This window comes from Sulfitobacter aestuariivivens (assembly GCF_014763045.1).
Lineage (GTDB): Bacteria > Pseudomonadota > Alphaproteobacteria > Rhodobacterales > Rhodobacteraceae > Sulfitobacter > Sulfitobacter aestuariivivens.
Genome location: NZ_JACTAG010000001.1, coordinates 1,304,624 through 1,329,653 on the forward strand (window position 1 = coordinate 1,304,624; position 25,030 = coordinate 1,329,653).

Consider the following 25,030-nt stretch of genomic DNA (forward strand, 5'->3'; position numbering starts at 1 on the left):
ATCTTATCATTTTTGAACCCTTGAATGTGTCGGCCGTAATGAGGGGGCCTTGTCGATCACGACGATTGAATCGTGGATATGCACCCCACCAACTTCCGCCGCCATTTCAGGCACGCGAAGCTGTTTTTTGCCGTGATACCATCTGTGCATATCGTCGATCACCCCTCGCACCGTGTTAAAGAAGTTTTCGGACGCGCGAAACCCACCGCCGAAACGAGGATAGTAGGCCGTGTGCAAATCCTCGATCATGTAAGTCCCGTTTTGTGACAACAACGGGTAGAGGATGCGCAGGGTTGCGTCGATATGATGCATTCGGTGGCTGCCATCGTCGAGCACCACATCTATGCCGCCCATCTCCTCTACGACCCGGGCCAAAAAATCCGGATCATCCTGACTTCCAATACGCACCATCCCCGACTGCCCATCGTACTGTGCGCAGTCGGGATTTATGTCGATCCCGCAGATGACGGCGTCAGACCCAAAGTATCGGCGCCACATCTGAAGCGAGCCGCCATTATTCACCCCGATCTCAAGAAACTTTATCGCACTGCCGCGGTATTGGCGAAAATAGCGATCATAGAGCGGAAGATAATGGTGCCATTTGTGCACCTTCACGCCCTCATTGCCGGCATAAATCTCTAACAGCTCGCCGTCGAAACCGTAGCGATCTCTGATATCGGCGGCGACATTACCATCCTCAGGGAACCGAAACTTCTTCATGGTACTGCTCCTGATGCAAGGCGGGCACTATGCTGCGCCCTGCCCCGTGCACTGCACCCTTGGCACCTCTATTCCGCCAAGCCTACAGACAATCGCGCTCTCAACACACCCATTGCCGGATAAGCGAGGTGCTCTCTTCGGACGGGATCATGTTACACAAGGTTAACCGCAGGTCCTTGGCTTCGAATGCAGCGGCCTCGAATACAGGGTTTTCCGTCCACCAAAGTGCACCAACAATCAGCACGGCAAAAATCAGCAGAAATTTGTAAGCAAAATCCACGATGAAGGCGGCCAGTACGGCAACAAGGCTCCAGACAGCAAAGGCCACGATGCTTCTGCCATCAACATCAACGCCATGGATACAGGCCATATAGCTCGCGATGACGCCGATGACGGCAAATGTCACACCCACCACACCGATGGGGCTGCGTCGGGCCACCACGGTCTCGCGGGGCAAGCCGCCGGTCAGGCCGGGGTCATCACTCCGCCGCAACTGCGCTCACCCTTCCGGTCCGCTTGTGCTTGATCCGGTCCTCAATCTCATCTCGGAAATGGCGAATAAGGCCCTGAATGGGCCAGGCCGCCGCATCGCCCAATGCACAGATCGTGTGTCCCTCAACCTGTTTTGTGACGTCAAGCAGCATGTCGATTTCTTCAACTTCTGCATCGCCCGTCACCAAACGCTCCATCACGCGCATCATCCAGCCTGTGCCTTCACGGCAAGGCGTGCACTGGCCGCAGCTTTCGTGCTTGAAGAACGCAGCCAATCGCCAGATCGCTTTGATCACGTCCGTATTCTGATCCATCACGATCATGCATCCGGTGCCAAAGCTGGACTTGTTTTCGCGCATCCAGTCGAAATCCATGATCGCACCGTCAAGCGCATCGCGGGGCAGCACCGGGCACGACGCCCCGCCGGGGATGATGGCCTTGAGATTATCCCAACCGCCCCTGATCCCGCCACCGTGCTTGTCGATCAGTTCACGCACCGGCAGCGACATTTCTTCTTCAAAAACACAAGGCGTGTTCACATGGCCGGTGATCGCAAACAGCTTGGTTCCCGCATTATTGGGGCGGCCAAAGCCTGCGAACCATTCTGCCCCGCGCCGCAGGATTGTCGGCACCACGGCAATCGATTCAACGTTATTCACCGTTGTCGGGCATCCATATAGCCCGGCCCCGGCCGGAAACGGCGGCTTCATGCGGGGCATACCCTTCTTGCCCTCAAGGCTTTCCAGCAGTGCTGTTTCTTCCCCGCAGATATAGGCCCCGGCCCCATGGGTCAGATAAAGATCGAAATCCCAGCCCGACTTGGCCGCGTTCTTGCCCAGCAGGCCCGCGTCATAAGCTTCATCTATCGCTGCCTGCAGCGCTTCACGCTCGCGAATATACTCGCCGCGGATATAGATATAGCAGGCATGGGCGTTCATCGCGAAACTGGCGATCAGGCACCCTTCGATCAGCGTGTGCGGATCGTGCCGCATAATTTCCCGATCCTTACAGGTAGCCGGTTCGGATTCGTCAGCATTCACAACCAGATAGGCAGGCCGACCATCGCTTTCCTTTGGCATGAAGGACCACTTGAGGCCCGTGGGGAAACCAGCCCCACCACGGCCGCGCAGGCCGGATGCCTTCATTTCATCGATGATCCAGTCGCGGCCCTTTTCAATGATCGCCGCAGTGCCATCCCAATGGCCACGTCCCTGCGCACCTTTCAGGCTGCGGTCATGCATCCCGTATAGGTTGGTAAAGATGCGATCCTTGTCTGCAAGCATGTCTGCTTTCCTACTTTTTTGGCTGGCCCCCTTATGGGCCGGCAACTATTTCTTCTCGTCCTGCCGGACTTGCCACATCTGATAGACCACCACCATAGCCCAAAAGAAAGCGGCCAGTGCGGCGAAATCAAAAAGAAACACGAAACGCGGTGGCAAACCCAGTCGCGGGCCCAGCATCTGCACCGCAAGCCAGATCAGCATGGTGCCTGCGATCACCAACCCGACCAGACGACCCTTTCGGGCCAGGGGCGTATCTTTTTCGCGCGCAACCACTTTCTTTTACTTCTTCTTTTTCTTCGAGAAATCTGTCTCGCCGCCCGCAGCAAGAGTCTTGGCCTGATCAACCCAGTCATCACGCCGGATCCGTCCTTTGAAGGTCAGACGGGCGTCGACCCAATTGATCTCTTCGTCACCCCAGTTCGCGATCTGATCGAAATGCCAAAAGCCCAGTTCATTCAGCGTCCCCTCAAGCTTGGGGCCGACACCGCTGATCAGCTTCAGATCGTCAGGGCCCCCATCGCGGGGGGTCACAAGGATCTCAGGTTCGCGTTCATCCGCATCTGAATTTGACGGATCCCCTGCCCTGGACTTTTCTTCAATGACCTTACCCGGCCCGGCCTGACCGGGGTTCTCATACTTCCACTCTCCTTTGCGGGTGGCCAGATCATCCTGTCCAGCAAGCGCCTTGGAAGGTTTGACAGCCGCATTTGCCGCGCCTGCATCCACCAGACCGACCGGTGTCGTGTCCACTTTCTGCGCAGAGGGGGGTGCTTCTGGCGTGCCATTCGGGCGATCCGCTGTTGCTGCTGCCTTAGCAGCCTGCGCCCCTTGGGTGCCGGCGCGCACCGCCTCGAGATCTTGGCGCGCTGTGCCCGCTGAGCATATAAAGCGGGCCAACACCGCCCCCAGCACCAGTGCAACGATGCCAGCTACAAAAATTGACGGAACGATATCCCAGTCACCGATCACCATCAGCATTGCCATGACGGCAATTCCGGCAAGCACTGCGATGCCCCAACATGTAATGGTGCAACTGCTGTTTTGTGGTTGATCGGTCATGTTAAATTCCTCTTACTGGGTGAGCGTTTGGGCCTATTCCTTGTTGCGTTTGTCCTTTTTTGCACGTTCGGAGAATTCGGTCGCTTCTCCCCGTGCCAGTTTTCCGGCTTGATCAACCCAGTTGTCCCGGCTGACCCGCCCCTTGAAACCCTGAAGGTTCTGATCGACCCAGGCGACTTCTTCGGCGCTCCATCCGGCGATCTGATCGTAGTGGTAAAACCCCATCCCGTTGAGCATCGTCTCAAGCTTGGGGCCGACGCCCTTGATCAACTTCAGATCATCCGCCCCGGTGTCGCGGGCGCTGGTCAGCGTCTCGGGCGGTGTCCCTGCATCGGCGGTCCCACTTTCGGCCTTCACGTCGTTTTCCTGCGCAGGCGCTACCGCGCCCGATTTGGGGCGCGCAGCGGCTTTTGCAGCCGGGGCTTCGCCGGGCACCTCAGCATGTTTGTCCGAGGACGCGCCCACATCGCGCGGTGCGGGCGCATCGGTCTTGCGGCGTCCGCCTTGCGCACCGTCCGGCCCGCTGGGTGGCATCATATCATCGCGCTGCGCCGCTGCGGACGGCTCGTCTGATACATTAGCCGCTTTGCCCTGCCATGGTGTCAGCAGCGGGACTTCGGTGCCGTCGATCCGCTTGACGGTATCGCCGATATCCGTCGCGAGCTGAACTGAGGCGTTGTACTGCGTGCGTCCGCTTTCGTGCTCGGTCAGGCTGGTCAGGCCCTTCTCGGGCTCAGACGAATAGCGCCCGTTTTGCGGCCCCGGTACAGGCACCTTGCCCGCGCCTAGATCGCTGATCAGTTGGCGCAGCTTGTCGGCGGTCAGATCTTCATAATAATCCTTGCCGATCTGGGCCATGGGCGCGTTCGCGCAGGCCCCGAGGCATTCAACCTCTTCCCAAGTGAACTTCCCATCGTCGCTCAGCTGATGCGGGCGCGCTGCAATCAGTTCTTTGCAGACCCCGACCAGATCTTCGGCCCCGCAGATCATGCAGGTCGTGGTGCCGCAAATCTGGATATTCGCCACGGAACCAACGGGTTGCAGCTGGAACATGAAATAGAACGTCGCGACCTCAAGCCCGCGAATATGCGCCAACCCCAGCATATCGGATACATGTTCGATGGCAGGACGGCTAAGCCAGCCCTCTTGCTCCTGCGCGCGCCACAGCAAAGGGATGATGGCCGAGGCCTGACGGCCTTCAGGAAACTTTGTCAACTGCGCCTCGGCCCATTTCTGGTTGTCAGGCGTAAAGGCAAAGGCATCGGGTTGTTCATGGTGCAAACGGCGGAGCATGGTCAGTTCGCTTTCTTCAGAGTGTCGAAGCCTTCGAGTTCATCAAAGCAGTTTCGGCACAACAATTTGATCTTGGCGTGTGCTTCGGTTGTGTCGTTCCATTCGTTGCCATTGGCCAACCGGAATTTCTCGCACCCATCGCACCACGCATTGACGGCATTGTTCTCGTCCATCAGCCAATTTACGCCGCGTGGGCTTCGATCGGTCAGGCCATCCAGGAGATGCCGGCACACGTATGCGGCCTGCACTTGCCCATGACGGGCGCATTGAATAAGACCGATTTCACTCACCGATCAATCTCCCCGAACACCACATCCATCGTCCCGATGATGGCGGCCACATCGGCCAACTGATGCCCTTTCGAGATATGATCCATCGCCTGCAAATGCAGAAAACCCGGTGCACGGATTTTGCAACGGTATGGCTTGTTGGATCCATCCGCCACCAGATACACGCCGAATTCCCCCTTGGGGGCTTCGACACAGCAATAGACCTCGCCTTCAGGCACATGGAACCCTTCGGTGTAAAGCTTGAAATGATGGATCAGGCTTTCCATGTCCGTCTTCATTGCCGTGCGCGACGGTGGTGTGATCTTGCCACGGGCCAGGATATCGCCCTTGCCCTCTGGCGCGCGCAGTTTCTCAATCGCCTGCAGGATGATCGAGGTTGATTGCCGCATCTCCTCCATCCGGCAGAGGTAGCGGTCAAAGCAGTCGCCATTGGTGCCCACGGGCACCTGAAAGTCGAATTCATCATAGCATTCATAGGGTTGCGCGCGCCGCAGATCCCAGGCAAGGCCGGTGCCTCGCACCATCACTCCGCTGAACCCGAAGTTGAGGATGTCCTCTTCGGTCACCACGCCAATATCGACGTTGCGTTGCTTGAAGATCCGGTTTTCCGTCAACAGCGTGTCGATATCGCCGATCATCTTGGGGAATTCATGTGCCCATGTCTCGATGTCATCGATCAGCGCATCGGGCAGGTCCTGATGGACGCCACCGGGCCGGAAGTAGGCCGCGTGCAGGCGGGCCCCGCAGGCCCGCTCGTAAAAGATCATCAGCTTTTCACGCTCTTCAAACCCCCAAAGCGGCGGTGTCAACGCGCCCACATCCAGCGCTTGCGTGGTAATGTTGAGCAGGTGATTCAGCACACGACCGATCTCGGAATAAAGCACCCGGATCAGCGAGGCGCGGCGCGGCACGGGCGTGTTGGTCAGCTTTTCGATGGCCAGGCACCAGGCGTGTTCCTGGTTCATCGGTGCCACGTAATCCAGCCGGTCGAAATAGGGCAGATTCTGCAGGTAGGTGCGGCTTTCCATCAGCTTCTCGGTGCCGCGGTGCAACAGCCCGATATGCGGGTCGCAGCGTTCCACCACCTCGCCGTCCAGCTCCAGCACCAGCCGCAGAACCCCATGTGCTGCGGGGTGTTGCGGACCAAAGTTGATGTTGAAGTTGCGGATCTTCTGTTCACCCGTCAGGGCGTCGTCGAAACCTTTGGAGCCGTCCATCATGGTCTTTACTCCTTCTCGAGGCGCGCCGCTGTGCGGAACACCTTCGTCAATAATTTCCAGGCCCCGTCCACATGGACAAAGCCAAGGTGATCTTCGTAGCGCAGCGGTGGTACATCCACGGTCAGATGCACACGCGCAATGTCACCCCCCGCCTGATCGATGGCAAGAATCTCATATCCCGCCTTGCCCGGAAAGGGCGTGCGCCCACGCACGCGCTCCAGATAGGCGCTCTTGTCCCAAAAGGTCGCGGCACCCTCTTCGATCAAGGTCATCTGGAAACGCTTGTGGCAGAGGCTTTCAAACACCTCGGCCCTCGCAAAGTAAACCGCCTCGCAATAGGCCACCGCAACGGCATGCAGATCTGCGTCGATATGGGCGTTTCCGTCCATCACAGTTTCTCCAGTTCCTGCAATTTCAGTCCCATCCACCACAGCAGCGCAATCGTGCCGAAGGGCACGAGGCACGCCGCCGCCCAATACTTATTGATGCCAAAGAACGGCAGCAGCTTGACCATGGGGATGGCCGTCAGCGCTGAAAGGATCAGCCACCAAACACCCCCCATCAGGATGCCTCCCTGCGGATCCGGGCCGCGCCGCCGATCCAGGCCAACACGTAACCAACGACAGCAGAAACGGAACCATATAAAAGCAGCCCCCGCGCGCCCTTGTGTTCGTTGTCTTTGCCGATCATGCCTTGAAATATCTCTTCGAAATAGTTTGCAACTGGCATGAGAACGATGAAAGGCGCGGCGAAAACTCCGGCAGCCATAAGGCGCCCCGTGAAAGATGGTGCTTTCCAGCCGATGCCAATGGCGACGGCGACAACCAGGCCCAAAATCAGAACCCGTTGAACGCTCATGGGAAGGGCGTCCATCACGAGGCTTCGTCCTTTTTCTCATCCCCCGGCAAGATGTATTCCGCGCCCTCCCAGGGCGACATGAAATCAAATTGCCGGTATTCCTGCACCAGCTTCACGGGTTCATAGACCACGCGCTTTTCGACCTCGTCATAGCGCACTTCGGTATATCCCGTGGTCGGGAAATCCTTGCGCAACGGATAGCCGCGAAAACCATAGTCCGTCAGGATACGGCGTAGATCCGGGTGACCTGAAAACAGAATACCGAACATGTCGAAGACTTCGCGCTCAAACCAGTTGGCGCTCGGATGCACATCTGTGATCGACGGAACCATATCCTTTTCGCGCACCGCAACGCGCAGACGAATGCGGTGGTTCTGGTACATGCTCAGAAAATGGTAAACCACATCGAACCGTTTTGAGCGGCCTGTGTGATCCACTGCCGTCACATCCACCAGTGTGGAGAACCGGCAGGTCGCATCGCCTTTTAGAAACTCCACCAGACCGTTGATATTGGCCAGCGTCACGTCCATGTTCAGTTCGCCGCGCACAACCTCCCAAGACAACACGCAGTCGGGTCTTTTGGCCTCGATATAGGCACCAAGTTCCTGTAATTGCTCACTCATCTGATGATCGTCCCCGTCCGGCGCATCTTGCGCTGCAATTGCAGGATACCATACAACAACGCCTCTGCCGTGGGCGGGCAGCCGGGCACGTAGATATCCACCGGCACGATCCGGTCACAGCCGCGCACAACACTGTAGGAATAGTGATAATAGCCGCCACCGTTGGCACAGGACCCCATTGAAATCACGTAGCGCGGCTCGGGCATCTGGTCGTAGACCTTCCGCAGCGCGGGCGCCATTTTGTTGGTCAGCGTACCCGCCACAATCATCAGATCAGACTGGCGCGGGCTGGCCCGCGGAGCGGTGCCAAAGCGTTCCAGATCATAGCGCGGCATGGAGGTGTGCATCATCTCGACCGCGCAGCAGGCCAGACCAAAGGTCATCCAGTGCAAAGATCCGGTGCGCGCCCAGTTGATGATGTCCGCTGTGGAAGTGACAAGGAAACCCTTGTCCTGCAGCTCTGCGTTCAATTGCTGGGTGGCCACATCACGGTCCATCCCGGCCTTGGCTGTAACAGGCGTAGGGTTATCGGTCACTGCCATTCCAGTGCCCCCTTCTTCCATTCGTAGGCGAACCCGATTGTCAGCACGGCTAAGAACACCATCATCGACCAAAAGCCCACCATCGAGATATCCTTGAATGCGACCGCCCAGGGGAACAGAAATGCGATTTCAAGATCGAAGATGATGAACAGGATCGCAACAAGGTAGAACCGCACATCGAACTTCATGCGCGCATCATCAAACGCATTGAATCCACATTCATAGGCAGAGACCTTCTCAGGGTCCGGGTTGCGCACCGCGATCACCAACGCGGCGACCACCAACACAACGCCGAAGCCTACGGCAACGGCCAGAAAAACAAGGATCGGCAGGTATTCCCGCAGCATTTCGTCCAAGAGGGAGCTCCTTTGGGATGGGCACCTTGCACGTGAGGCAAAGTCACCGGCTGAACAGACGTCGGTTTGGGTTTAGCGGTGGGGAGCCAGAGGGTCAACGGGAGGTGCGCGGAAAACGGGTGCACGAGCTGCCGGATCAGCCACAATTCATCCGTTGATCCGGGGAAAGTGACGGCAACCCGATCTTAAGACCTGATCTGTAGCGATGGGACATGCCTATTACCCCTATGCGCGCTCGTGCAACACCTCCTGCTCCGTTTCAGTCGCTTGGGTCGCGCGTATCCATCCTGCATGTCGTCATTGTGGGGCTTTCGATGGTCATGACCATCGGCGCCTGGTCGTTTTCCAAAAAGCAAATCGAAACCCGCAATCTTATGCGCTTCGAAACCGCGCGCAATTCGGTGGTCGAGCTTATCCATGATGGCATGCGACGGTACGAGGATGCGCTATGGGCCGGGGTGTCGGCGATGGAATCCCATGGCGGTGACATGACGCTGGCGCAATGGCGCTCGTTTGCGCAGGCCCTGCGGGTTGATGAGAAATATCCCGGCATCAATGGCATCGGTGTCATTCACTTTGTCGGGCAGGAAGCACTTGCGGGCTATCTGGCGCAACGTCGCGCCGAAAGGCCTGAATTTGTTTCTTTCCCGGATCATGATGGCCCGATCCGAATGCCAATTTCATTTGTTGAGCCTGAAAGCGCAAATGCCGCTGCCATTGGTCTTGACGTCGCCCATGAGGCTAACCGCAGAACTGCGGCCTTGCTTAGCCGTGAAACCGGGCGTGCGCAAATTTCAGGGCCGATAACCTTGGTTCAGGACGCGGCCAGCACACCGGGTTTCTTGTTTTTCGCGCCCTATTACGCCGGACCGGCGCCGGGTACGGTGCGCGAGCGTCGCGAACAGATCATCGGTAGTGTCTACGCGCCTTTTGTCGTGCACAAACTGATGGCGGGATTGCTGGCCAAAGATCGCCGCGACATTCATTTCAGCATCACAGACGCCGGACAGATGATCTATTCAGAGCTCGGAACGGATGAACACCGGAACGATCCCGAGCCCATGTTCGCTGAAACCGTATCGATGCAGCTTTATGGACGCGAATGGGTGGTCGACATCCGGACCAATCTCGCGTTTCGCACCAAGAACACTTATGCGCAGCCTTGGGTCATCCTCGCAGGTGGTCTTATTATTGAGGTGCTGATCATCTCGATGCTGCTATTGATGTCGCGCGGGAATGCCCGCGCAATTGCCTATGCAGAAAAGGCCACGCTTGCCTTGCGCGAAAAGACACGCAAGCTCAACGCGACCAACAATGAGTTAGAGCAGTTTGCCTATGCCGCCTCACATGATCTCAAGACCCCGATCCGCGGCATTGGCGGCCTGGCAGAGATGCTGCGCGAAGATCTTGCAGACTACCTCGCCTCACCTGAGGCCAACCCTGAGATTGCAGAAAACCTTGATCATATCGATGAGCGTGTCGCGCGGATGACGGATCTGACGAACAGCATCATGGCGTTTGCCCGTGTTGGCACCGTGATCGAAGCGCAGAAAAGCCTGAACCTTGCGGAGGTGATATCAACACTCGCCCTCGATTTCGGTTTGCAGGATGATCAGTTGGAGTTTGAGGGTGAGATACCCTTGATCGAAGCCGACCCCGTTGGATTGCGCCGTATCCTCGAGAACCTCGTGGGCAATGCGATCAAGTATCACGACGGGGTCAAACCACTTGCTGTCAAAGTCAGAGCACGGGCAAAGCAGGATCGGCTGTATTTCGAGGTCATCGACAATGGGCCAGGAATAGAACCACGCTTCCACCAGCGCATATTCGATGTCTTTCAGACCCTTCGCCGGCCCAATGGCCCTGAAAGCACTGGCATTGGACTGGCGATCGTCAAGAAACTTGTGGAAATGCACGGTGGAACCATCACACTTAAGTCAAACTTGGGCCACGGTGCCGCATTCTACTTTGATTGGCCTGCTAAACAGGATGCGGTGGACATATCAGCGGCTCTGCCGGAAGCGGCCTGAGGTTGCCTGCCCAGAAAGTCGTGGCCATTAAGAATTGTTAATGAAAGCAGAAAACGCGAAGTCTAAATCCGGTAGGGTCAGAACACAAAATCTTACAGATTAGGGATCCTTCACCGACCACGATGGCGCGCGCTTTTCAAAGAACGCGCCTATTCCCTCAGCTGCTTCTTGAGTTTCCCAACGCGCAGCGAGCGCCTCTATTGTGCGGGCCACGACCTCTGTGTCAATCTGAGGCCCAAGATCACGCGCCAAAGCCTTAGCCGCCGCCACCGCGCCGGGAGCACACCTAAGATACGGCACGACTTCGCGCTCTATCGCGGCATCAAGCTCTTCGTATGGCACGGCGCGTGCCAGAAGGCCAAGATCAACAGCCTCCTCCGCATCAAAAAGCCTCGCTGACATGAAAACACGGCGCGCGCGCCCTTCACCCATCCGCGCCAGAACATATGGCCCAATCGTTGCCGGGATTATCCCCAGCCGCGTCTCGGTGAACCCCATTTTCAGGCTATCGACCCCGATCGCCACATCACACACAGACGCCAAGCCGACGCCGCCGCCAAAGGCATTCCCTTGAAGCTTGCCAATAACGGGCTTGGGCAATGTGTTGAGCGCGCCAAGCATTGTCGCCAGTTTACCAGCCTCCGCTGACCGGGTCGCAGCATCCATGTCACGTTGCGCGCGCATCCATTCCAGATCCCCCCCCGCGCAAAAGCTTTTGCCAGCACCGGTCAGCACCACAACGCGAACGGCGTCATCAAGGGCAAGGTCCTGAGCTGCCTGTGTCAGATCGGCAAGCATCTGTGCAGACATCGCGTTGTGTTTTTGCGGGCGGTTAAGCGTCAAGGCCGCCACGCCACGCGCATCGGTCTCAACGGTTAGGGTCTCGTACATCACCTGTTTCCTTCTCCAAACCGGGCACCTGTCTGACCTGTACTCGCCATTTCAGTAGGGTCTCTTCCGTACAGCCCAAAAACGGTTTTTTGGCCGGCGACGATCACCAGCCCAGCCGATCTTGCCCCAAGACTGCCACTAAAGTGTAAGGCAACACGGTCATCGGGACATGTCCCGACCAGGGCCGGCCTGGCGCAACCACGTGACGTCGTTCAAGCCCATCAACTGCACTGCACCGAAGCAAATGCCATCTCAGCCCCGCATGGCCTGCGCCAAAGCCGCGGCGTCTTCGAGGATGGTCTGATCCAGTCCGGTCTCGTACCCCAGTTGGACCAGATGCGCATTGACAGCTTCGGTCGCTACATTTCCCGCGGCACCGGGCGCGAAAGGACAGCCGCCCAGACCACCAACAGCCGCATCGAACACCCGCACGCCAAGTGAAAGCGACGCGTCAATGTTACCAAGCGCACGCCCGTTCGTGTCGTGATAGTGTCCAGCCAGACGCCCAACGGGCACAACGTCGCGCACTGCCAGCAACATGCGGGCGATGCTGTCAGGGGTGCCAGCGCCAATTGTGTCCCCCAGACTGATCTCGTAACAACCCATCGCGAAAAGCCGATCCGCAACCTCAGCCACCGATGAAGGGGCCACGGGCCCGTCATAGGGGCATTCCACCACGCAGGACACGTACCCGCGAACGGGCAAATCAACGTGCCGGGCTTGCGCCAACACAGGCTCGAATCGCGCCAGGGATTCGGCGATGGACGCGTTGATGTTCTTCTGACTGAACCCCTCGGAGGCTGATCCAAAGACCGCGATTTCATCCGCTCCTGCGGCGACCGCATCTTCGTAACCCCGCATATTTGGCGTCAGTGCGGCATACCGCACGCCATCTGCCCGCTTGATCCGCGCCAAAACATCACCCGATCCCGCCATTTGCGGCACCCATTTTGGACTGACAAAGCTGGCGCATTCGATCCGGCCAAAGCCTGCGTCTGACAATCGGTCAACCAGGGCAACCTTGTCGTCCACGCTGATATCGCGCGTCTCGTTTTGAAGGCCGTCTCGCGGGCCTACTTCGAAAATTTCACATCGTCCCAAGCTCATTTGGATTCCCCCCCTGTATGGACCGCATCATTCCACAGGCCACGGCGCATAGAAATCCCGATCATAAATTCCGTCGCCCTGCGGAAGGGCCTGTCGAAACGCCGCGCGCGCTGTAATGCGTTCGTACCAGGCCGCCACTTGAGGGTGCTGATCCAGTGTTACGAAGAAACGGGACATGTAAACCGCCTGACCTACGGAAATGTCCGCCGCCGAAAAACCTGATGTCAGCAAATAGTCGCGCCGCTCTATTGGTGTGGAAAGCCGCGCCTCGATCGCGTCATAACATTTGGCCACGCGCGCGGCCTCAAGCTTCATGACAATCGGACTGCGCATGTGATCTTCGCGCAGCGCGACATGCTGCTGGGTCAAGGCGGCGGTGTGCTGGCTGAGCGTTTCGGAAAAATGCACCCAGACCAGCCACGCCATCCGATCCGGGCTTTCAGGGCTGCGGCCCAGGCGGTCAGGACTGAACCTTTCGCAAAGATACTGCGTGATCGCGCCAGTTTCGAACATGCGTTCGCCGTCAATTTCAAGCGCCGGCACGCGCCCGGCCGGAGACAGCGTGAGATAGTCAGGGTCGCGCAGTGTCTTGTCGAATGCCCGCAAATGAACGCGAAACGGCACGTCCATTTCATGCAGCAACCACAGCGATCGCATTGAGCGGGTTTGCGGCGCGTGGTACAACGTGATCACGCGGCGTCCTCTGCTTCTGCCTCGAGCCGCACCAATGCCGCCCCGGCTTCAACCTGATCACCCGGAGTGGCGAGAACCTCCGCGACAACACCGTCGCGGGCCGCGAGCAACGCGTGCTCCATCTTCATGGCCTCGAGTACTGCGAGCCGATCACCCTTTGCAACGCTTTGCCCGACAGATGCGTCGATGGCCCGGACAAGGCCTGGCATCGGTGCTTCGATCACATTGCCATCGCCCGCTGCACCACTGGCCTGTGCCAAGGGATCCAGCAGGTCAAATGCGATACCATAGCTGTCAAAGACGGTGATCACCCCTTTGTTCTGCACCACATTTGGGGCCAATTGCCCCCCAACGGTCCAGCGCCCGGCAAGCCGCGTTGCTTCGATCTCTAGCTCGCCAACTTGCCAAAGCTGAAGATCCGGTGAAATGACCCGCACCTTCAAAAGCTGTGGTTCGCCATCTCGTCCAAGCGTCACCTGCCGCCGCAAAGGGCGCCACAGTACAAAACCGGCTTGAGGGCCGGGTTCCATCAGATCGAGTGCTGCCATCGCAGCCAGCACAAAATGCCGGGGCTCGACCAAAGGCGGCGCCGTGAGCGCATCAATGTCACGCGCAATAAGACCCGTGTCGACATCCCCCTGCCCAAAGCCCTCGTGACTGGCCAAAGCGCCCAAAAATGCCAGGTTCGTCACCGTTCCCGCAACTTCTGTGGCTTGCAACGATGCGCGCAGGCGTGACAGGGCGACGTCACGATTTGGGCCATGCACAACAACTTTGGCGATCATCGGATCGTAAAACGGGCTGATGGTGTCACCAGCACGCACGCCAGAATCCGCCCGCGTTTGAGACGCAAACGCCAGATGGGTCAACGTACCCGTTGCAGGCAGGAAGCCTTTGGGCACATCTTCGGCATACAGGCGCGCCTCGAACGCGTGGCCGCGAATGTGCAAATCGTCCTGTGTGGCGGGCAAGGCTTCGCCCGATGCGACCCGCAATTGCCATTCGACAAGATCGACACCGGTGATTGCCTCGGTTACCGGGTGCTCCACCTGCAACCGGGTGTTCATTTCCATGAAAAAGAAGCCATCGGTTGACAGCCCTCCTTCTCCGTCAACGATGAACTCAACCGTGCCTGCACCCGCGTACCCGATGGCCTCCGCCGCGCGGACGGCGGCCGCCCCCATCGCGTCCCGCATTTCTTTTGTCATACCCGGCGCTGGCGCTTCTTCGATCACCTTCTGATGCCGACGTTGCAGCGAACAATCGCGCTCAAAAAGATGCACTGCCCGGGTACCGTCGCCAAAGACCTGCACTTCGATGTGGCGCGGCTTGGTTACGAATTTCTCAATCAACACGTCTGGGTTGCCGAAGGCCGTCTGGGCCTCTGAGCGTGCACTGTCCAACGCGGCCTGAAACTCGGCGTCTTTCTCGACCAGGCGCATCCCTTTGCCGCCGCCGCCCGCTACTGCCTTGATCAGCACCGGATAGCCGACCTTCTCCGCTTCCTTACGCAGCAGCCCATCGTCCTGATCTTTTCCGTGATAACCAAGGACAACGGGTACACCCGCCTCCTCCATCACCTGTTTGGCCGCATCCTTAAGGCCCATTGCCCGGATGGCGCTGGCCGACGGACCGATGAAGGTTAGTCCGGCCTTCTCCACCGCCTCAACGAAATTGGGATTCTCGCTCAGAAACCCGTAGCCGGGATGGATCCCTTGTGCGCCCGTGTCCAAAGCCGCCTGAATGATGACGTCGCCTTTAAGATAGCTTTCAGAAGGGGCGGAGCCGCCAATGTGGACAGCATTATCGGCCATCGCCACATGCTTGGCATCGGTGTCGGCATCGGAGTAGACCGCAACTGTCCGTACCCCCATGGCACGCGCAGTTTCCATGACGCGGCAAGCAATCTCGCCTCGGTTGGCAATCAGGATGCAGTCAAACATCTGGCGTCTCCTCGAGAATCTCAATCAAATCAGAATGCTCCGACACTATCTTCACATCCGGAACACGCCAAAGCGTGTCTCCCGAATGGGCGCGTTCAAGCTTGCGCTGAGGCTCAGCGCCAGTACATCCCGTGTTTTGCGCGGGTCAATAATGCCGTCATCCCAAAGCCGCGCAGTTGCATAAAGCGGATGCGATTGTTCTTCGAACATGTCGATAGTGGGTTGTTTAAAAGCGGCCTCTTCATCCTCTGACCACGACCCGCCTCCCCGTTCAATCGCGTCGCGTTTGACGGTCGCCAGTACGCCCGCCGCTTGCGCGCCACCCATGACGCTGATCCTCGAGTTCGGCCATGTCCACATAAAGCGCGGGCTGTAAGCCCTTCCGGCCATGCCATAATTTCCCGCTCCAAAGGAACCCCCCACCAGCATTGTGATTTTGGGAACTTCGGTGCAGGCCACGGCTGTCACCATCTTGGCCCCGTGACGTGCGATACCTTCATTTTCGTATTTGCGACCCACCATGAACCCTGTGATGTTCTGCAGGAATACCAGCGGAATGCCACGCTGACTGCAAAGCTCCACGAAATGCGCGCCCTTCTGTGCAGCTTCTGAAAAGAGCACGCCGTTGTTTGCAACGATCCCCACAGGGCATCCTTTGACATGCGCAAACCCTGTCACCAGCGTTTCGCCAAAGCGCGCCTTGAATTCGTCAAACCGACTGCCATCCACTACCCGCGCGACAACCTCGCGGATGTCATATGGTGTGCGCAGATCGTGCGGGACCACGCCCAGTATCTCGTCGGGGTCATAGGCTGGTTCTTCGATACTGGCCCATTCGACAGTGTGGGGCTTTGCGCGATTTAGCTGGCCCACCGCGCGCCGCGCCAGCGCCAGTGCATGGGCGTCATCTTCGGCCAGATAGTCCGCCACCCCGGAAAGCCGGGTGTGCACATCCCCACCGCCAAGGTCTTCTGCGGTCACCACCTCACCTGTCGCAGCTTTGACCAGGGGCGGACCTGCCAAAAAGATCGTGCCTTGTTCCTTAACGATGATCGTCACATCAGACATGGCAGGCACATAGGCGCCGCCCGCCGTGCACGAGCCCATCACAACAGCGATCTGCGGGATGCCCTTGCCGCTCATTCGGGCCTGGTTGTAAAAGATGCGCCCGAAATGATCGCGGTCGGGAAAAACTTCATCCTGGTTGGGCAGGTTCGCGCCGCCACTATCGACAAGGTAGACACAAGGCAGGTTGTTTTCCTCAGCGATCTCCTGCGCACGCAGGTGTTTCTTGACCGTCATCGGATAGTAGGTACCGCCTTTCACAGTCGCGTCATTGCAGACGACCATGACCTCATGCCCCGCGACCTGCCCGATGCCGGCAATAACGCCCGCTGAAGGCGCAGCACCGTCGTAAAGTCCATGCGCCGCCAGCGCGCCCACCTCCAGGAATGGGCTGCCGGGATCCAGCAAGTTCGCAACCCTTTCACGCGGCAACATCTTGCCCCGGCTTTCATGGCGAGCGCGAGATTTTTCGCCACCGCCCAATGCGGCGACATCTGAAGCCTCAGCGATTTTCGCCAGCGCCTCGATATGGGCGTCGCGGTTGGCCTGAAAAGCCTCAGATGACGGCAATGCCTGAGATGTCAGTTTCATATGTGTTCCTCAACTTCCTGCGCGGCCCGCGCTCTGAGCTCTTTGCGGATAACCTTGCCTGTCACCGTCATCGGCAGCGCATTCACAAACTCGATCTCCCTTGGATATGAATAGCTTGCGAGCCGTTCTTTTACCCATTCCTGCAACGTTTTGGCGTCTACCTCAGCGCCAGTCTTGCGCACGACATAGGCCTTCACCACCTCAGTACGCAGCGTATCAGGCTTGCCGACGACCCCGCAGGTTGCCACATCGGGATGGGTCAGCAGGCAATCTTCGATTTCTGCCGGTCCGATGCGGTAGCCAGCGGATGTGATGACGTCATCCTCGCGTCCGACAAACCGCAGAAAGTCATCTTCCCAAATCCCGCGATCTCCGGTGATCAGCCACTCGCCGCGAAACTTCTCTGCCGTGGCATCAGGACGCCCCCAATACTCCAACATCATGGAGGCCGAGCCCCGGCGCACCGCCACATCACCTTCTGCATCCGTCACATTGCCCTGACCATCGATTACCGCAACGGTATGCCCCGGCACTGCTTTGCCAATGCAGCCCGCGCGCGCAGCGAACGCGGCACCACATGAGGACGCGACCATATTGCATTCTGTTTGGCCGTAGAACTCATTTATATTCAAACCAAAGGCTTTCCGGCCCCAGCCAAGCATCTCGCCCCCCAGCGGTTCGCCACCACTGGCCACACTGCGCAATCCTGCAATTTCGGCATCCGCTGCCTTCAACATGCGCAAGGCGGTAGGCGGGAAGAAAATATTTCGGACCTGCCCCAAGCGCACGATCTCAGTGCACCCTTCGGGCGTGAATTTCGTCATACGGGCCGCGACGACAGGAACGCCCAGCGCCAGCCCTGGCATCAAGACATCAAAAAGCCCCCCGATCCACGCCCAATCCGCAGGCGTCCACAGGCAATCGCCCTTTTGGCCCAGCAAGTCATGACTCATGGCGACGCCCGGCAAATGCCCCGTCAGCACCCGGTGGCCGTGCAGGGCGCCCTTGGGACTGCCTGTTGTGCCGGAAGTGTAAATGAGAACCGCAGGGTCTTCTGGTCCTGTGTCTGCGAAAGAGACAGGCGCGCCGCCCTCCCTTACGTCACCAACCATCCAGGGTTCAGCCAGATCGCCCAAAAGATCGACGCCCTCGCGGTCTGTCAGCACAATATCGCACCCAGCATCCCCGACCCGCGACCCCAGCGCGTCCCGCTTGAAGAGCTTGAACAAAGGTACTGAAATTGCACCGATTTTCCAGATCGCCAAATGTGCCGCTGCGCACCACGGCGATTGGCTGAGCAATACACCCACACGGTCACCTCGACCTACCCGGGTCAGCAGGGCGCGGGCCAGTCCATCGGTCATTTCAGAGAGGGCACCAAAGCTCACATCGCGGCGGTTTTTTCCGGTCAGGTCGATGATTGCTACCGAATCTGACGGCTGCGCAAGGCATTGCGCCGCCATGTTAAGGCGCGCAGGCACATCCCAGCTGCCATCGTTATGAAGGCCCGGCAAGAACATCAACTGCGATACTCAGGGTTTTCGAACCCAAACCGCGTTCCGGCTTTCCAGGCCGTTCGATCGTTTCCGTCGTTGGGGTATCCCCCCGCTGCCTGCAGCATCCGCGCCAGATGCAGGGCGTTCCATGTCATGATCGTCGTATTGCGCTGGGTAAAATCGTTGTCGAACCCCACACGACCGCCATCGTCGGTCTCATCACCATAAGAGGGGCCCGGCCCCGCCTCCCCGATCCAGCCGCAATCGGCCTGCGGCGGGATGGTATAGCCAAGGTGGTTCATGGCGAACCCCAGCGTCATCGCGGTGTGCTTGATCCCGTCCTCGTTGCCCGTAATCACGCAAGCCGCCACCTTGCCATAGAACACAGACTGCCCCTTTTCGTTCAGCTCACCGCTCATCGCGTAAAGCCTTTCAATCAGGATACGGCAGACGCTCGATTCCTCTCCCAGCCACAAAGGCGTACCGATGATCAGAATGTCCGCGCCCAGAACCTTTTTCCACAGGTCCGGCCAATCGTCGCGATCCCAGCCGTGTTCCGTCATGTCCGGGTATACTCCGGGCGGCACCTGATGGCTGAGCAGATGTAAGTGTTCGACTTCAACGCCTTGTTTTTCAATAATTTTGGCAGAAGCATTCAACAGAAGTTTGGTGTGGCTCTCGTCCGGCACACGTTTCAGAGAGGTATTGATATAAAGCGCCTTCAGCGGTGCATTCATGTTCAGTCTCTTCCAATAATTTCGGTCGACCGGAGCAACCTAACGGTCTACCCGGCCCAGAACCAACGCCTGACGGCCGGTCAGCTCTAGCATGCATGCGATTGTCGCGGGTCCTCCACCAGTACCGCCTTGCCACTGGCTGCGTTCGAATTCGCAGGCAGCATCGCGGAAGGCGATCCATGCCAGTTGCATGTCGCGCAGCGCGTCGGCCTGAACGCCTAGCGTCGGTCCGACGTCTGCGTCCCGCGCCTTAGCATCTGCCATTCTGATCTGATAGTTTTGGTTGAGCACTTTGTCCCAAAACGCCAGTTCCCGATCCAGACACCCGTTCATTCCGTATGTGGTTCCACCTTCGGGGGTCGCCATGCAAAGATCGGCAGAGGTACCGATGCAGGCTTCGCGCGCAGCAAAGTCGCTTGCTGTCTCCAGGCATTCCCGGGTGGCAATGTCTGAATAGGGCAGATCTTGCGCCCAGACCGGCGCCGCGACAAAGGCGCAAACAAGTGCAATCGCCTTCACGCCATTGCCGCCATCATCTCGCGCCCCACCAGCATGCGGCGGATTTCCGAGGTGCCCGCGCCAATCTCCATCAGCTTGGCGTCGCGAAAAATACGCCCCACGGGGTTGTCGCTGAGATACCCCGCTCCTCCCATGGCTTGCACTGCCTGATGCGCTTGCTTCATTGCCTCTTCTGAGGCGTAAAGGCAGCACGCTGCCGCATCGGCGCGCGTCACGTCACCCCGATCACAAGCCTGTGCAACGCTGTAGACATAGGCGCGCGCCGAATTCATTGCCGTGTACATGTCTGCCATCTTGCCCTGCATCAGCTGGAAATTCCCGATGGGTTCACCGAATTGCCGGCGCTCCGCCATGTAGGGCATGATTTCGTCCAGACAGGCCGCCATGATGCCCAGACCGATACCCGCAAGCACGACGCGCTCATAATCAAGCCCTGACATCAGCACGGCCACACCGCGCCCCTCTTCGCCCAGCACGTTCTCAAAGGGCACTTCGCAATCGTCAAAGATCAATTCAGCCGTGTTGGATCCGCGCATGCCCAACTTGTCGAAATGCGGCGAGGTCGAGAACCCCTTCATCGACTTTTCAATCAAGAAGGCCGTAATCCCCTTCGATCCCGCATCGGGGTCCGTCTTGGCATAGACCACCAGCGTTTCGGCATCCGGTCCGTTTGTGATCCAGTACTTGTTGCCTGAAAGGCGATAGTGGTCATTGCGCTTTTCGGCGCGCAGTTTCATAGACACCACGTCGCTGCCCGCCGATGGCTCTGACATCGCCAATGCGCCCACATGTTCGCCCGAGCAAAGCTTAGGCAAAAACTTTGCCTTCTGCTCTGGCGTGCCATTCAACCTGATTTGATTAACGCAAAGATTGGAATGTGCGCCGTAAGACAACGACACTGAGGCCGATGCACGCGCAATTTCCTCGACTGCGACGGTATGGGCGACATATCCAAGTCCTGAACCGCCAAAATCTTCCTCGACGGTCATGCCGAGCAGGCCCAGTTCGCCCATCTCGGTCCAAAGTTCGGACGGGAAGTCGTTGTCGGTATCGATCTGCGCCGCCATTGGCTTGACACGTTCTTGTGCCCAGCGGTGCACCATGTCGCGCAGCGCCTCTACATCCTCACCGAGATCGAATTTCATGCTGGCTGTGAACAATGCAGGTCTCCCTCAGGATCGAATTTATTGAACGCTTGTTCATTACCTACCGCGCCCTGCCTATTGCGTCAAGATAGCGCAGACCAATGCGGAACCCACCAGTTGCAATGAGCGTTCTCTTCGCAACGAAACCCATAGTAATGAAAGCAGGAGATCATGACAGACACATTGAAAAAGGAATTCTGGGACCGCCTGGAAGATACCCGCACAGGCATGTTGAGTGCTGAGGGCGCGCGCGCCGTGCCGATGAGCCACTATGTGGATGACGATGATTCTCCGCAAGCGATCTGGTTCATCACGGCAAAAGGCACGGATTTGTCCAACGCCGCAGCCACGGGCGAGACCGCGCAATATATCGTATCCAGCAATGACGAGCAGCTTTATGCCCGGATCGATGGCCGCATCAGCGTATCAAACGACCCGCAAAAGCTGGACGAGATGTGGAATGCCATCGCGTCTGCCTGGTTCGACGGCGGCCAGCAGGATCCCGACGTGCAATTGATCCGCTTTGACCTTACAGAAGCAGAAGTCTGGGCCACAGGCGGCAGTCTCAAGTTCCTATTTGAGGTGGCTAAGGCTCATATGACTGACAGCAAGCCCGACATGGGCGAGCACGGCACCTTGCATTTCGCCAGCGCGGCCTGAGATCGACATCATTATCCGGCGCAGGATGACCTGTGCCGGGTCACTCTGCCCGAATAGCTCCGTTACCTTACCCCGGCCTGATACCGCGCACCGACTTCGGATTTTATGATGCGTGCGATCAAACTGCAGTCTTCGATTGTAAATGTAAGCGGCACCCGCATATCCACAATGCCTGCTAAAACACGATCGCTTTGAGGCATTTGCGGTGACTGAACGTATCGCCATGAATCATAGCGGCTGGTAAATCCGTGTGGTTCCGCCCCGCCGAACCATTTCAGTTCCACCCCACGCTTGGCACAGCGTGCGATCACGTCCTTCACCGCCGTTTCTGACCAATCCAACAAAAGAAATTGTATTGACGACCCGACAATCCGCTCTGTTTCGGGGCGCTCCACAATCGTCAGACCAGGTGTCTCGCGCAATCCCTCTTCAATCTTGAAATACCGCTCGTTCCAGCGCTCGCACTGGCGCTCAAGATGTTGCAATTGCGGGCGCAAGATCGCCGCACGCAGATTGTCCATACGGCCAGAGATGTTGGGAGTTTCATACCGAATGGTTTCAAAAACCTCTCTCGGAGGCCCGGCATCGTGCCGCTCAAAAAGCATGTAGGACCCTGACAACATGATTGCGCGCGCCGCTACCTCAGCGTCATCGGTGACGAACAGCCCCCCTTCGCCTGCGTTTACATGTTTGTATGTCTGACACGAGTAACACCCGACCAGGCCTTGCGTGCCGGACAACAGGCCATTCCACGCAGCCCCCATTGTGTGTGCACAGTCTTCGATCACGGTAATCCCTGCCGCATCGCAAATTGCCATGAGCGCTTCCATGTCGGCCAGATGCCCGCGCATATGGCTCAGCAGCAGCACGTCAGCCTGATCTGCTTTGGCAGCCAGGTCTTCCAGATCAATGACAAGCTGCTCCGTTACCCCGACAAAGACCGGCACTGCGCCAACGGCGGCAATCGCACCAGGCACCGGAGCCAGCGTAAAGGCGTTCGTCAGCACCCTGTCACCCGGCTTGACGCCGACCGCCCGGAGTGCGGTCGCCATCGCATAGCCACCAGATGCGACTGCAAGACAATACTTCTTGCCCATCTGTGCGGCGAATTCCTGTTCAAGCAGCGCGGTTTCCGACACCTCGCCGGGTGCCGTATTGTAACGATGCAGCCGACCACTGCGCATCACAGCCAAAGCAGCCTCAATACCGGCCTCAGGAATGGGCTCTTGCTGGGTAAAGCTGCCTTTGAAGACTTCGGTCACGCCGCCTCTCCTATCAGTCGGGTAACGATCCCCGGCAAATCAGAATATGCGTGCAACAGCGCCTCAGGCTCAAGCGCGGCCATATCGCCACCAGCGGGGCCGAATGTGACCAAGACGCAAGGCACACCGGCAGCCCGTGCCGTATTGCGATCGGTGTCGCTGTCACCAATCAGCACACATTTCTGCGGATGCCCCCCTGCGCGGCGCGCTGTCTCAAAGAGGTGCTCAGGGTCAGGCTTTTTCACCGCCAGGCTGTCGGCCCCCAAGAGGGCTGCAAACGCATCCCGCACGCCAAGGCGGGCCAAAAGGGTTTCCGCCAGTTTTTCAGGTTTATTGGTGCAGATGGCGACGCCATAGCCTGCGTCGGTCAACGCCGCAACGGCGTCCATTGCACCGGGATAGAGCACGGTGTGGGTGTCTATATCTCGCGCATAAGCTTCTAATAGTACGGGATAATAACTGTCGATGGCAGCCTGATCCAAAGCACGCCCCATGCGTTGCATCCCAAGTGTCAGCATTGCCCGCCCGCCCCTCAAGGCGGTTCCTGCATCTTTGGCCGGATCCAGCAAATCACCAGCACCCATCTGTCGAAAACACACATTGGCCGCAGCGATCAAATCACCGCTGGTGTCAGCCAATGTGCCATCCAGATCGAATACAACTGTTTTCACGTCCGCTCTCCTCATTGGCGGAACCCCGCACTGCGATGTTGCAAGCCGCAACCTTGTTTGATGGGCCCAAGCCTTGCGCCTTTGTGCGAAGCGCGTAAAGAGAAAGCAAGGTAGAGCGCAAAGAGAACCCCATGAAAACAGCCCTGATCATCCTGGCCGCAGGCAAAGGTACCCGGATGAATTCCGACATGCCAAAGGTGTTGCATCCGGTTGGCTTCGCGCCGTTGCTAGAGCACGCGATGGCATCCGGCGCTCCTCTGGAGCCTGCGCATACGGTCGTGGTGGCAGGGCATGGTCTGAACGATGTACGCGCCGCAGCTCTGACCTATGATGATACCTCTACCGTGGTAGAGCAGACAAAACAGCAAGGCACGGCCCATGCGGCCGCTCAGGCGCGGGAAACGCTTTCAGGGTTCGATGGGGCCGCGCTTGTCCTTTTCGGCGACACCCCGTTCATGAAGGCAGAAACCCTGCAAAAAATGACAGCCGCGCTTGAAACTCACGACCTGGTCGTTTTGGGCTTCTCGCCCGCCGATACAAAAAAATATGGCCGTCTTATGATGGACGGTGACGCGCTTGAGCGCATTGTCGAATTCAAGGACGCGACTGAGAAAGAACGGGCCATTACTCTGTGCAATGGTGGTGTAACTGCCTGCAGATCGGAGCTCCTCTTTGAGCTGATTTCCCAAGTTGGCAACAACAACGCAGCGGGCGAATACTATTTGACGGATATCGTCGGCCTTGCACGTGCCCGTGGTCTCACCGCTACGGTCGTGACCTGTGATGAGGAAGAGACGCTTGGCGTCAATTCCCGCGCAGATCTGGTCCAGGCAGAAGCGATTTTTCAGACCCGTGCCCGCGCGGATCTGATTGAGAATGGCGTGACACTGATTGCCCCGCACACCGTCACTTTGGCCCGCGATACGGTGATTGGCCGTGACACCACAATTGAACCTAACGTTGTATTTGGCCCCGGAGTCACAGTCGAAAGCGGTGCCACGGTCCGGGCTTTCTCGCATCTGGAAGGGTGTCACGTGTCCCGCGGCGCCATCGTGGGCCCATACGCGCGTCTGCGCCCCGGTGCGCAGCTTGCCGAGGATGTCCGAGTGGGCAACTTTGTCGAGGTAAAAAACGCCGAGATTGCCGCTGGTGCCAAGGTCAATCATCTGAGCTACATTGGCGACGCGACGATCGGCGCCAAATCAAACATCGGCGCCGGCACGATCACCTGCAACTACGACGGCGTGATGAAACACCACACGCACATCGGCGAAGGTGCATTCATTGGCTCCAACACCATGCTGGTGGCCCCTGTCTCTGTTGGCGATGGCGCAATGACCGGCAGCGGGTCGGTGATCACTTCTGATGTGGAACCCGATGCGCTGGCGCTTGCGCGCGCGCCGCAAGTGGAAAAACCCGGCATGGCACGCAAATTGTTCGAAATGTTAAAGGCCAAAAAGGCCAAACTTGAGCGAGGCAGCTAA

28 protein-coding genes are annotated in these 25,030 nt (G+C 58.2%); 3 read left to right on the forward strand and 25 right to left on the reverse strand.

All coding sequences use genetic code 11. The annotated features are described in order from the left end of the window. Positions 1 to 6: 6 nt before the first annotated feature. The 14 genes from H9Q16_RS06495 to H9Q16_RS06560 all read right to left on the reverse strand — a co-directional run bounded on the left by H9Q16_RS06495 (position 7) and on the right by H9Q16_RS06560 (position 8,736). Positions 7 to 720 carry a class I SAM-dependent methyltransferase gene (locus tag H9Q16_RS06495; RefSeq protein ID WP_191074518.1) on the reverse strand — a complete coding sequence of 238 codons (714 nt, stop codon included), beginning with the start codon at positions 718 to 720 and terminating at the stop codon, positions 7 to 9. A 100-nt stretch (positions 721 to 820) separates the two neighbouring features. Further along, positions 821 to 1,213, reverse strand: a complete 393-nt coding sequence (locus tag H9Q16_RS06500) for a hypothetical protein (RefSeq protein WP_191074519.1) — start codon at positions 1,211 to 1,213, stop codon at positions 821 to 823. After that, entirely contained in the window at positions 1,200 to 2,495 is a 1,296-nt protein-coding gene (gene nuoF / locus H9Q16_RS06505) for an NADH-quinone oxidoreductase subunit NuoF (RefSeq protein ID WP_191074520.1), read from the reverse strand. Before nuoF ends, H9Q16_RS06500 begins: the two co-directional genes overlap by 14 nt. A gap of 45 nt (positions 2,496 to 2,540) precedes the next feature. Further along, positions 2,541 to 2,768 carry a DUF5337 family protein gene (locus tag H9Q16_RS06510; protein ID WP_191074521.1) on the reverse strand — a complete coding sequence of 76 codons (228 nt, stop codon included), beginning with the start codon at positions 2,766 to 2,768 and terminating at the stop codon, positions 2,541 to 2,543. A 6-nt stretch (positions 2,769 to 2,774) separates the two neighbouring features. Next, complete coding sequence (locus H9Q16_RS06515) at positions 2,775 to 3,554, reverse strand: NADH-quinone oxidoreductase subunit E (RefSeq protein ID WP_191074522.1); 780 nt, start codon at positions 3,552 to 3,554, stop codon at positions 2,775 to 2,777. A 33-nt stretch (positions 3,555 to 3,587) separates the two neighbouring features. Next, positions 3,588 to 4,847, reverse strand: coding sequence for an NADH-quinone oxidoreductase subunit E (locus tag H9Q16_RS06520; RefSeq protein WP_191074523.1), 1,260 nt, complete (start codon positions 4,845 to 4,847; stop codon positions 3,588 to 3,590). A gap of 2 nt (positions 4,848 to 4,849) precedes the next feature. Then, on the reverse strand, positions 4,850 to 5,020 hold the full coding sequence (locus tag H9Q16_RS20520) for a hypothetical protein (protein WP_216859300.1): 171 nt from the start codon (positions 5,018 to 5,020) through the stop codon (positions 4,850 to 4,852). Between the two features lie 113 nt (positions 5,021 to 5,133). Further along, positions 5,134 to 6,354: an NADH-quinone oxidoreductase subunit D gene (locus H9Q16_RS06530; protein WP_191075181.1), complete on the reverse strand. Its 1,221-nt coding sequence runs from the start codon at positions 6,352 to 6,354 to the stop codon at positions 5,134 to 5,136. Positions 6,355 to 6,362: 8 nt separating this feature from the next. Continuing rightward, complete coding sequence (locus H9Q16_RS06535; RefSeq protein ID WP_191074525.1) at positions 6,363 to 6,746, reverse strand: nuclear transport factor 2 family protein; 384 nt, start codon at positions 6,744 to 6,746, stop codon at positions 6,363 to 6,365. After that, the gene (locus tag H9Q16_RS06540; RefSeq protein ID WP_191074526.1) at positions 6,746 to 6,919 is read right to left on the reverse strand and encodes a hypothetical protein; all 174 of its coding nucleotides are present in this window, start codon (positions 6,917 to 6,919) and stop codon (positions 6,746 to 6,748) included. The genes H9Q16_RS06535 and H9Q16_RS06540 overlap by 1 nt, the downstream gene beginning before the upstream one ends. Continuing rightward, a complete protein-coding gene (locus H9Q16_RS06545) occupies positions 6,919 to 7,230 on the reverse strand; it encodes a hypothetical protein (RefSeq protein WP_191074527.1) in 312 nt (103 codons plus the stop codon). Before H9Q16_RS06545 ends, H9Q16_RS06540 begins: the two co-directional genes overlap by 1 nt. Then, positions 7,230 to 7,838, reverse strand: coding sequence for an NADH-quinone oxidoreductase subunit C (locus H9Q16_RS06550; RefSeq protein ID WP_191074528.1), 609 nt, complete (start codon positions 7,836 to 7,838; stop codon positions 7,230 to 7,232). The genes H9Q16_RS06545 and H9Q16_RS06550 overlap by 1 nt, the downstream gene beginning before the upstream one ends. Further along, positions 7,835 to 8,380, reverse strand: a complete 546-nt coding sequence (locus H9Q16_RS06555; protein WP_246455496.1) for a NuoB/complex I 20 kDa subunit family protein — start codon at positions 8,378 to 8,380, stop codon at positions 7,835 to 7,837. The genes H9Q16_RS06550 and H9Q16_RS06555 overlap by 4 nt, the downstream gene beginning before the upstream one ends. Next, a complete protein-coding gene (locus H9Q16_RS06560) occupies positions 8,371 to 8,736 on the reverse strand; it encodes an NADH-quinone oxidoreductase subunit A (RefSeq protein WP_191074530.1) in 366 nt (121 codons plus the stop codon). Before H9Q16_RS06560 ends, H9Q16_RS06555 begins: the two co-directional genes overlap by 10 nt. Positions 8,737 to 8,948: 212 nt before the next feature. Here H9Q16_RS06560 and H9Q16_RS06565 point away from each other — a divergent pair, with 212 nt between their 5' ends. Beyond that, on the forward strand, positions 8,949 to 10,766 hold the full coding sequence (locus H9Q16_RS06565) for a sensor histidine kinase (protein WP_246455498.1): 1,818 nt from the start codon (positions 8,949 to 8,951) through the stop codon (positions 10,764 to 10,766). Between the two features lie 99 nt (positions 10,767 to 10,865). Here H9Q16_RS06565 and H9Q16_RS06570 read toward each other — a convergent pair whose 3' ends face one another. The 9 genes from H9Q16_RS06570 to H9Q16_RS06610 all read right to left on the reverse strand — a co-directional run bounded on the left by H9Q16_RS06570 (position 10,866) and on the right by H9Q16_RS06610 (position 20,968). Further along, complete coding sequence (locus H9Q16_RS06570; protein ID WP_191074531.1) at positions 10,866 to 11,657, reverse strand: crotonase/enoyl-CoA hydratase family protein; 792 nt, start codon at positions 11,655 to 11,657, stop codon at positions 10,866 to 10,868. A 252-nt stretch (positions 11,658 to 11,909) separates the two neighbouring features. Then, on the reverse strand, positions 11,910 to 12,764 hold the full coding sequence (locus H9Q16_RS06575; protein ID WP_191074532.1) for a hydroxymethylglutaryl-CoA lyase: 855 nt from the start codon (positions 12,762 to 12,764) through the stop codon (positions 11,910 to 11,912). A 27-nt stretch (positions 12,765 to 12,791) separates the two neighbouring features. Further along, the gene (locus H9Q16_RS06580) at positions 12,792 to 13,457 is read right to left on the reverse strand and encodes a glutathione S-transferase N-terminal domain-containing protein (RefSeq protein ID WP_191074533.1); all 666 of its coding nucleotides are present in this window, start codon (positions 13,455 to 13,457) and stop codon (positions 12,792 to 12,794) included. Continuing rightward, complete coding sequence (locus tag H9Q16_RS06585; RefSeq protein WP_191074534.1) at positions 13,454 to 15,400, reverse strand: acetyl/propionyl/methylcrotonyl-CoA carboxylase subunit alpha; 1,947 nt, start codon at positions 15,398 to 15,400, stop codon at positions 13,454 to 13,456. The genes H9Q16_RS06580 and H9Q16_RS06585 overlap by 4 nt, the downstream gene beginning before the upstream one ends. Before the next feature lie 51 nt (positions 15,401 to 15,451). Continuing rightward, positions 15,452 to 17,056: a carboxyl transferase domain-containing protein gene (locus H9Q16_RS06590; protein WP_191074535.1), complete on the reverse strand. Its 1,605-nt coding sequence runs from the start codon at positions 17,054 to 17,056 to the stop codon at positions 15,452 to 15,454. Then, positions 17,053 to 18,576, reverse strand: a complete 1,524-nt coding sequence (locus H9Q16_RS06595; protein WP_191074536.1) for an AMP-binding protein — start codon at positions 18,574 to 18,576, stop codon at positions 17,053 to 17,055. Before H9Q16_RS06595 ends, H9Q16_RS06590 begins: the two co-directional genes overlap by 4 nt. Beyond that, positions 18,576 to 19,289 carry a flavodoxin family protein gene (locus H9Q16_RS06600; protein WP_191074537.1) on the reverse strand — a complete coding sequence of 238 codons (714 nt, stop codon included), beginning with the start codon at positions 19,287 to 19,289 and terminating at the stop codon, positions 18,576 to 18,578. Before H9Q16_RS06600 ends, H9Q16_RS06595 begins: the two co-directional genes overlap by 1 nt. A gap of 39 nt (positions 19,290 to 19,328) precedes the next feature. Further along, positions 19,329 to 19,808, reverse strand: a complete 480-nt coding sequence (locus tag H9Q16_RS06605) for a lysozyme inhibitor LprI family protein (RefSeq protein ID WP_191074538.1) — start codon at positions 19,806 to 19,808, stop codon at positions 19,329 to 19,331. Next, entirely contained in the window at positions 19,805 to 20,968 is a 1,164-nt protein-coding gene (locus H9Q16_RS06610) for an isovaleryl-CoA dehydrogenase (protein WP_191074539.1), read from the reverse strand. Before H9Q16_RS06610 ends, H9Q16_RS06605 begins: the two co-directional genes overlap by 4 nt. A gap of 156 nt (positions 20,969 to 21,124) precedes the next feature. Between H9Q16_RS06610 and H9Q16_RS06615 the strand changes: the two genes are divergently transcribed. Next, entirely contained in the window at positions 21,125 to 21,613 is a 489-nt protein-coding gene (locus H9Q16_RS06615) for a pyridoxamine 5'-phosphate oxidase family protein (protein ID WP_191074540.1), read from the forward strand. 62 nt (positions 21,614 to 21,675) lie between these two features. On the opposite strand, the gene H9Q16_RS06620 is transcribed toward H9Q16_RS06615, so the two are convergent. After that, positions 21,676 to 22,875, reverse strand: a complete 1,200-nt coding sequence (locus tag H9Q16_RS06620) for an aminotransferase class I/II-fold pyridoxal phosphate-dependent enzyme (RefSeq protein ID WP_191074541.1) — start codon at positions 22,873 to 22,875, stop codon at positions 21,676 to 21,678. Continuing rightward, complete coding sequence (locus tag H9Q16_RS06625; RefSeq protein ID WP_191074542.1) at positions 22,872 to 23,546, reverse strand: HAD-IA family hydrolase; 675 nt, start codon at positions 23,544 to 23,546, stop codon at positions 22,872 to 22,874. Before H9Q16_RS06625 ends, H9Q16_RS06620 begins: the two co-directional genes overlap by 4 nt. A gap of 131 nt (positions 23,547 to 23,677) precedes the next feature. On the opposite strand from H9Q16_RS06625, the gene glmU reads away from it, so the two are divergent. Further along, a complete protein-coding gene (gene glmU / locus H9Q16_RS06630) occupies positions 23,678 to 25,030 on the forward strand; it encodes a bifunctional UDP-N-acetylglucosamine diphosphorylase/glucosamine-1-phosphate N-acetyltransferase GlmU (protein WP_191074543.1) in 1,353 nt (450 codons plus the stop codon).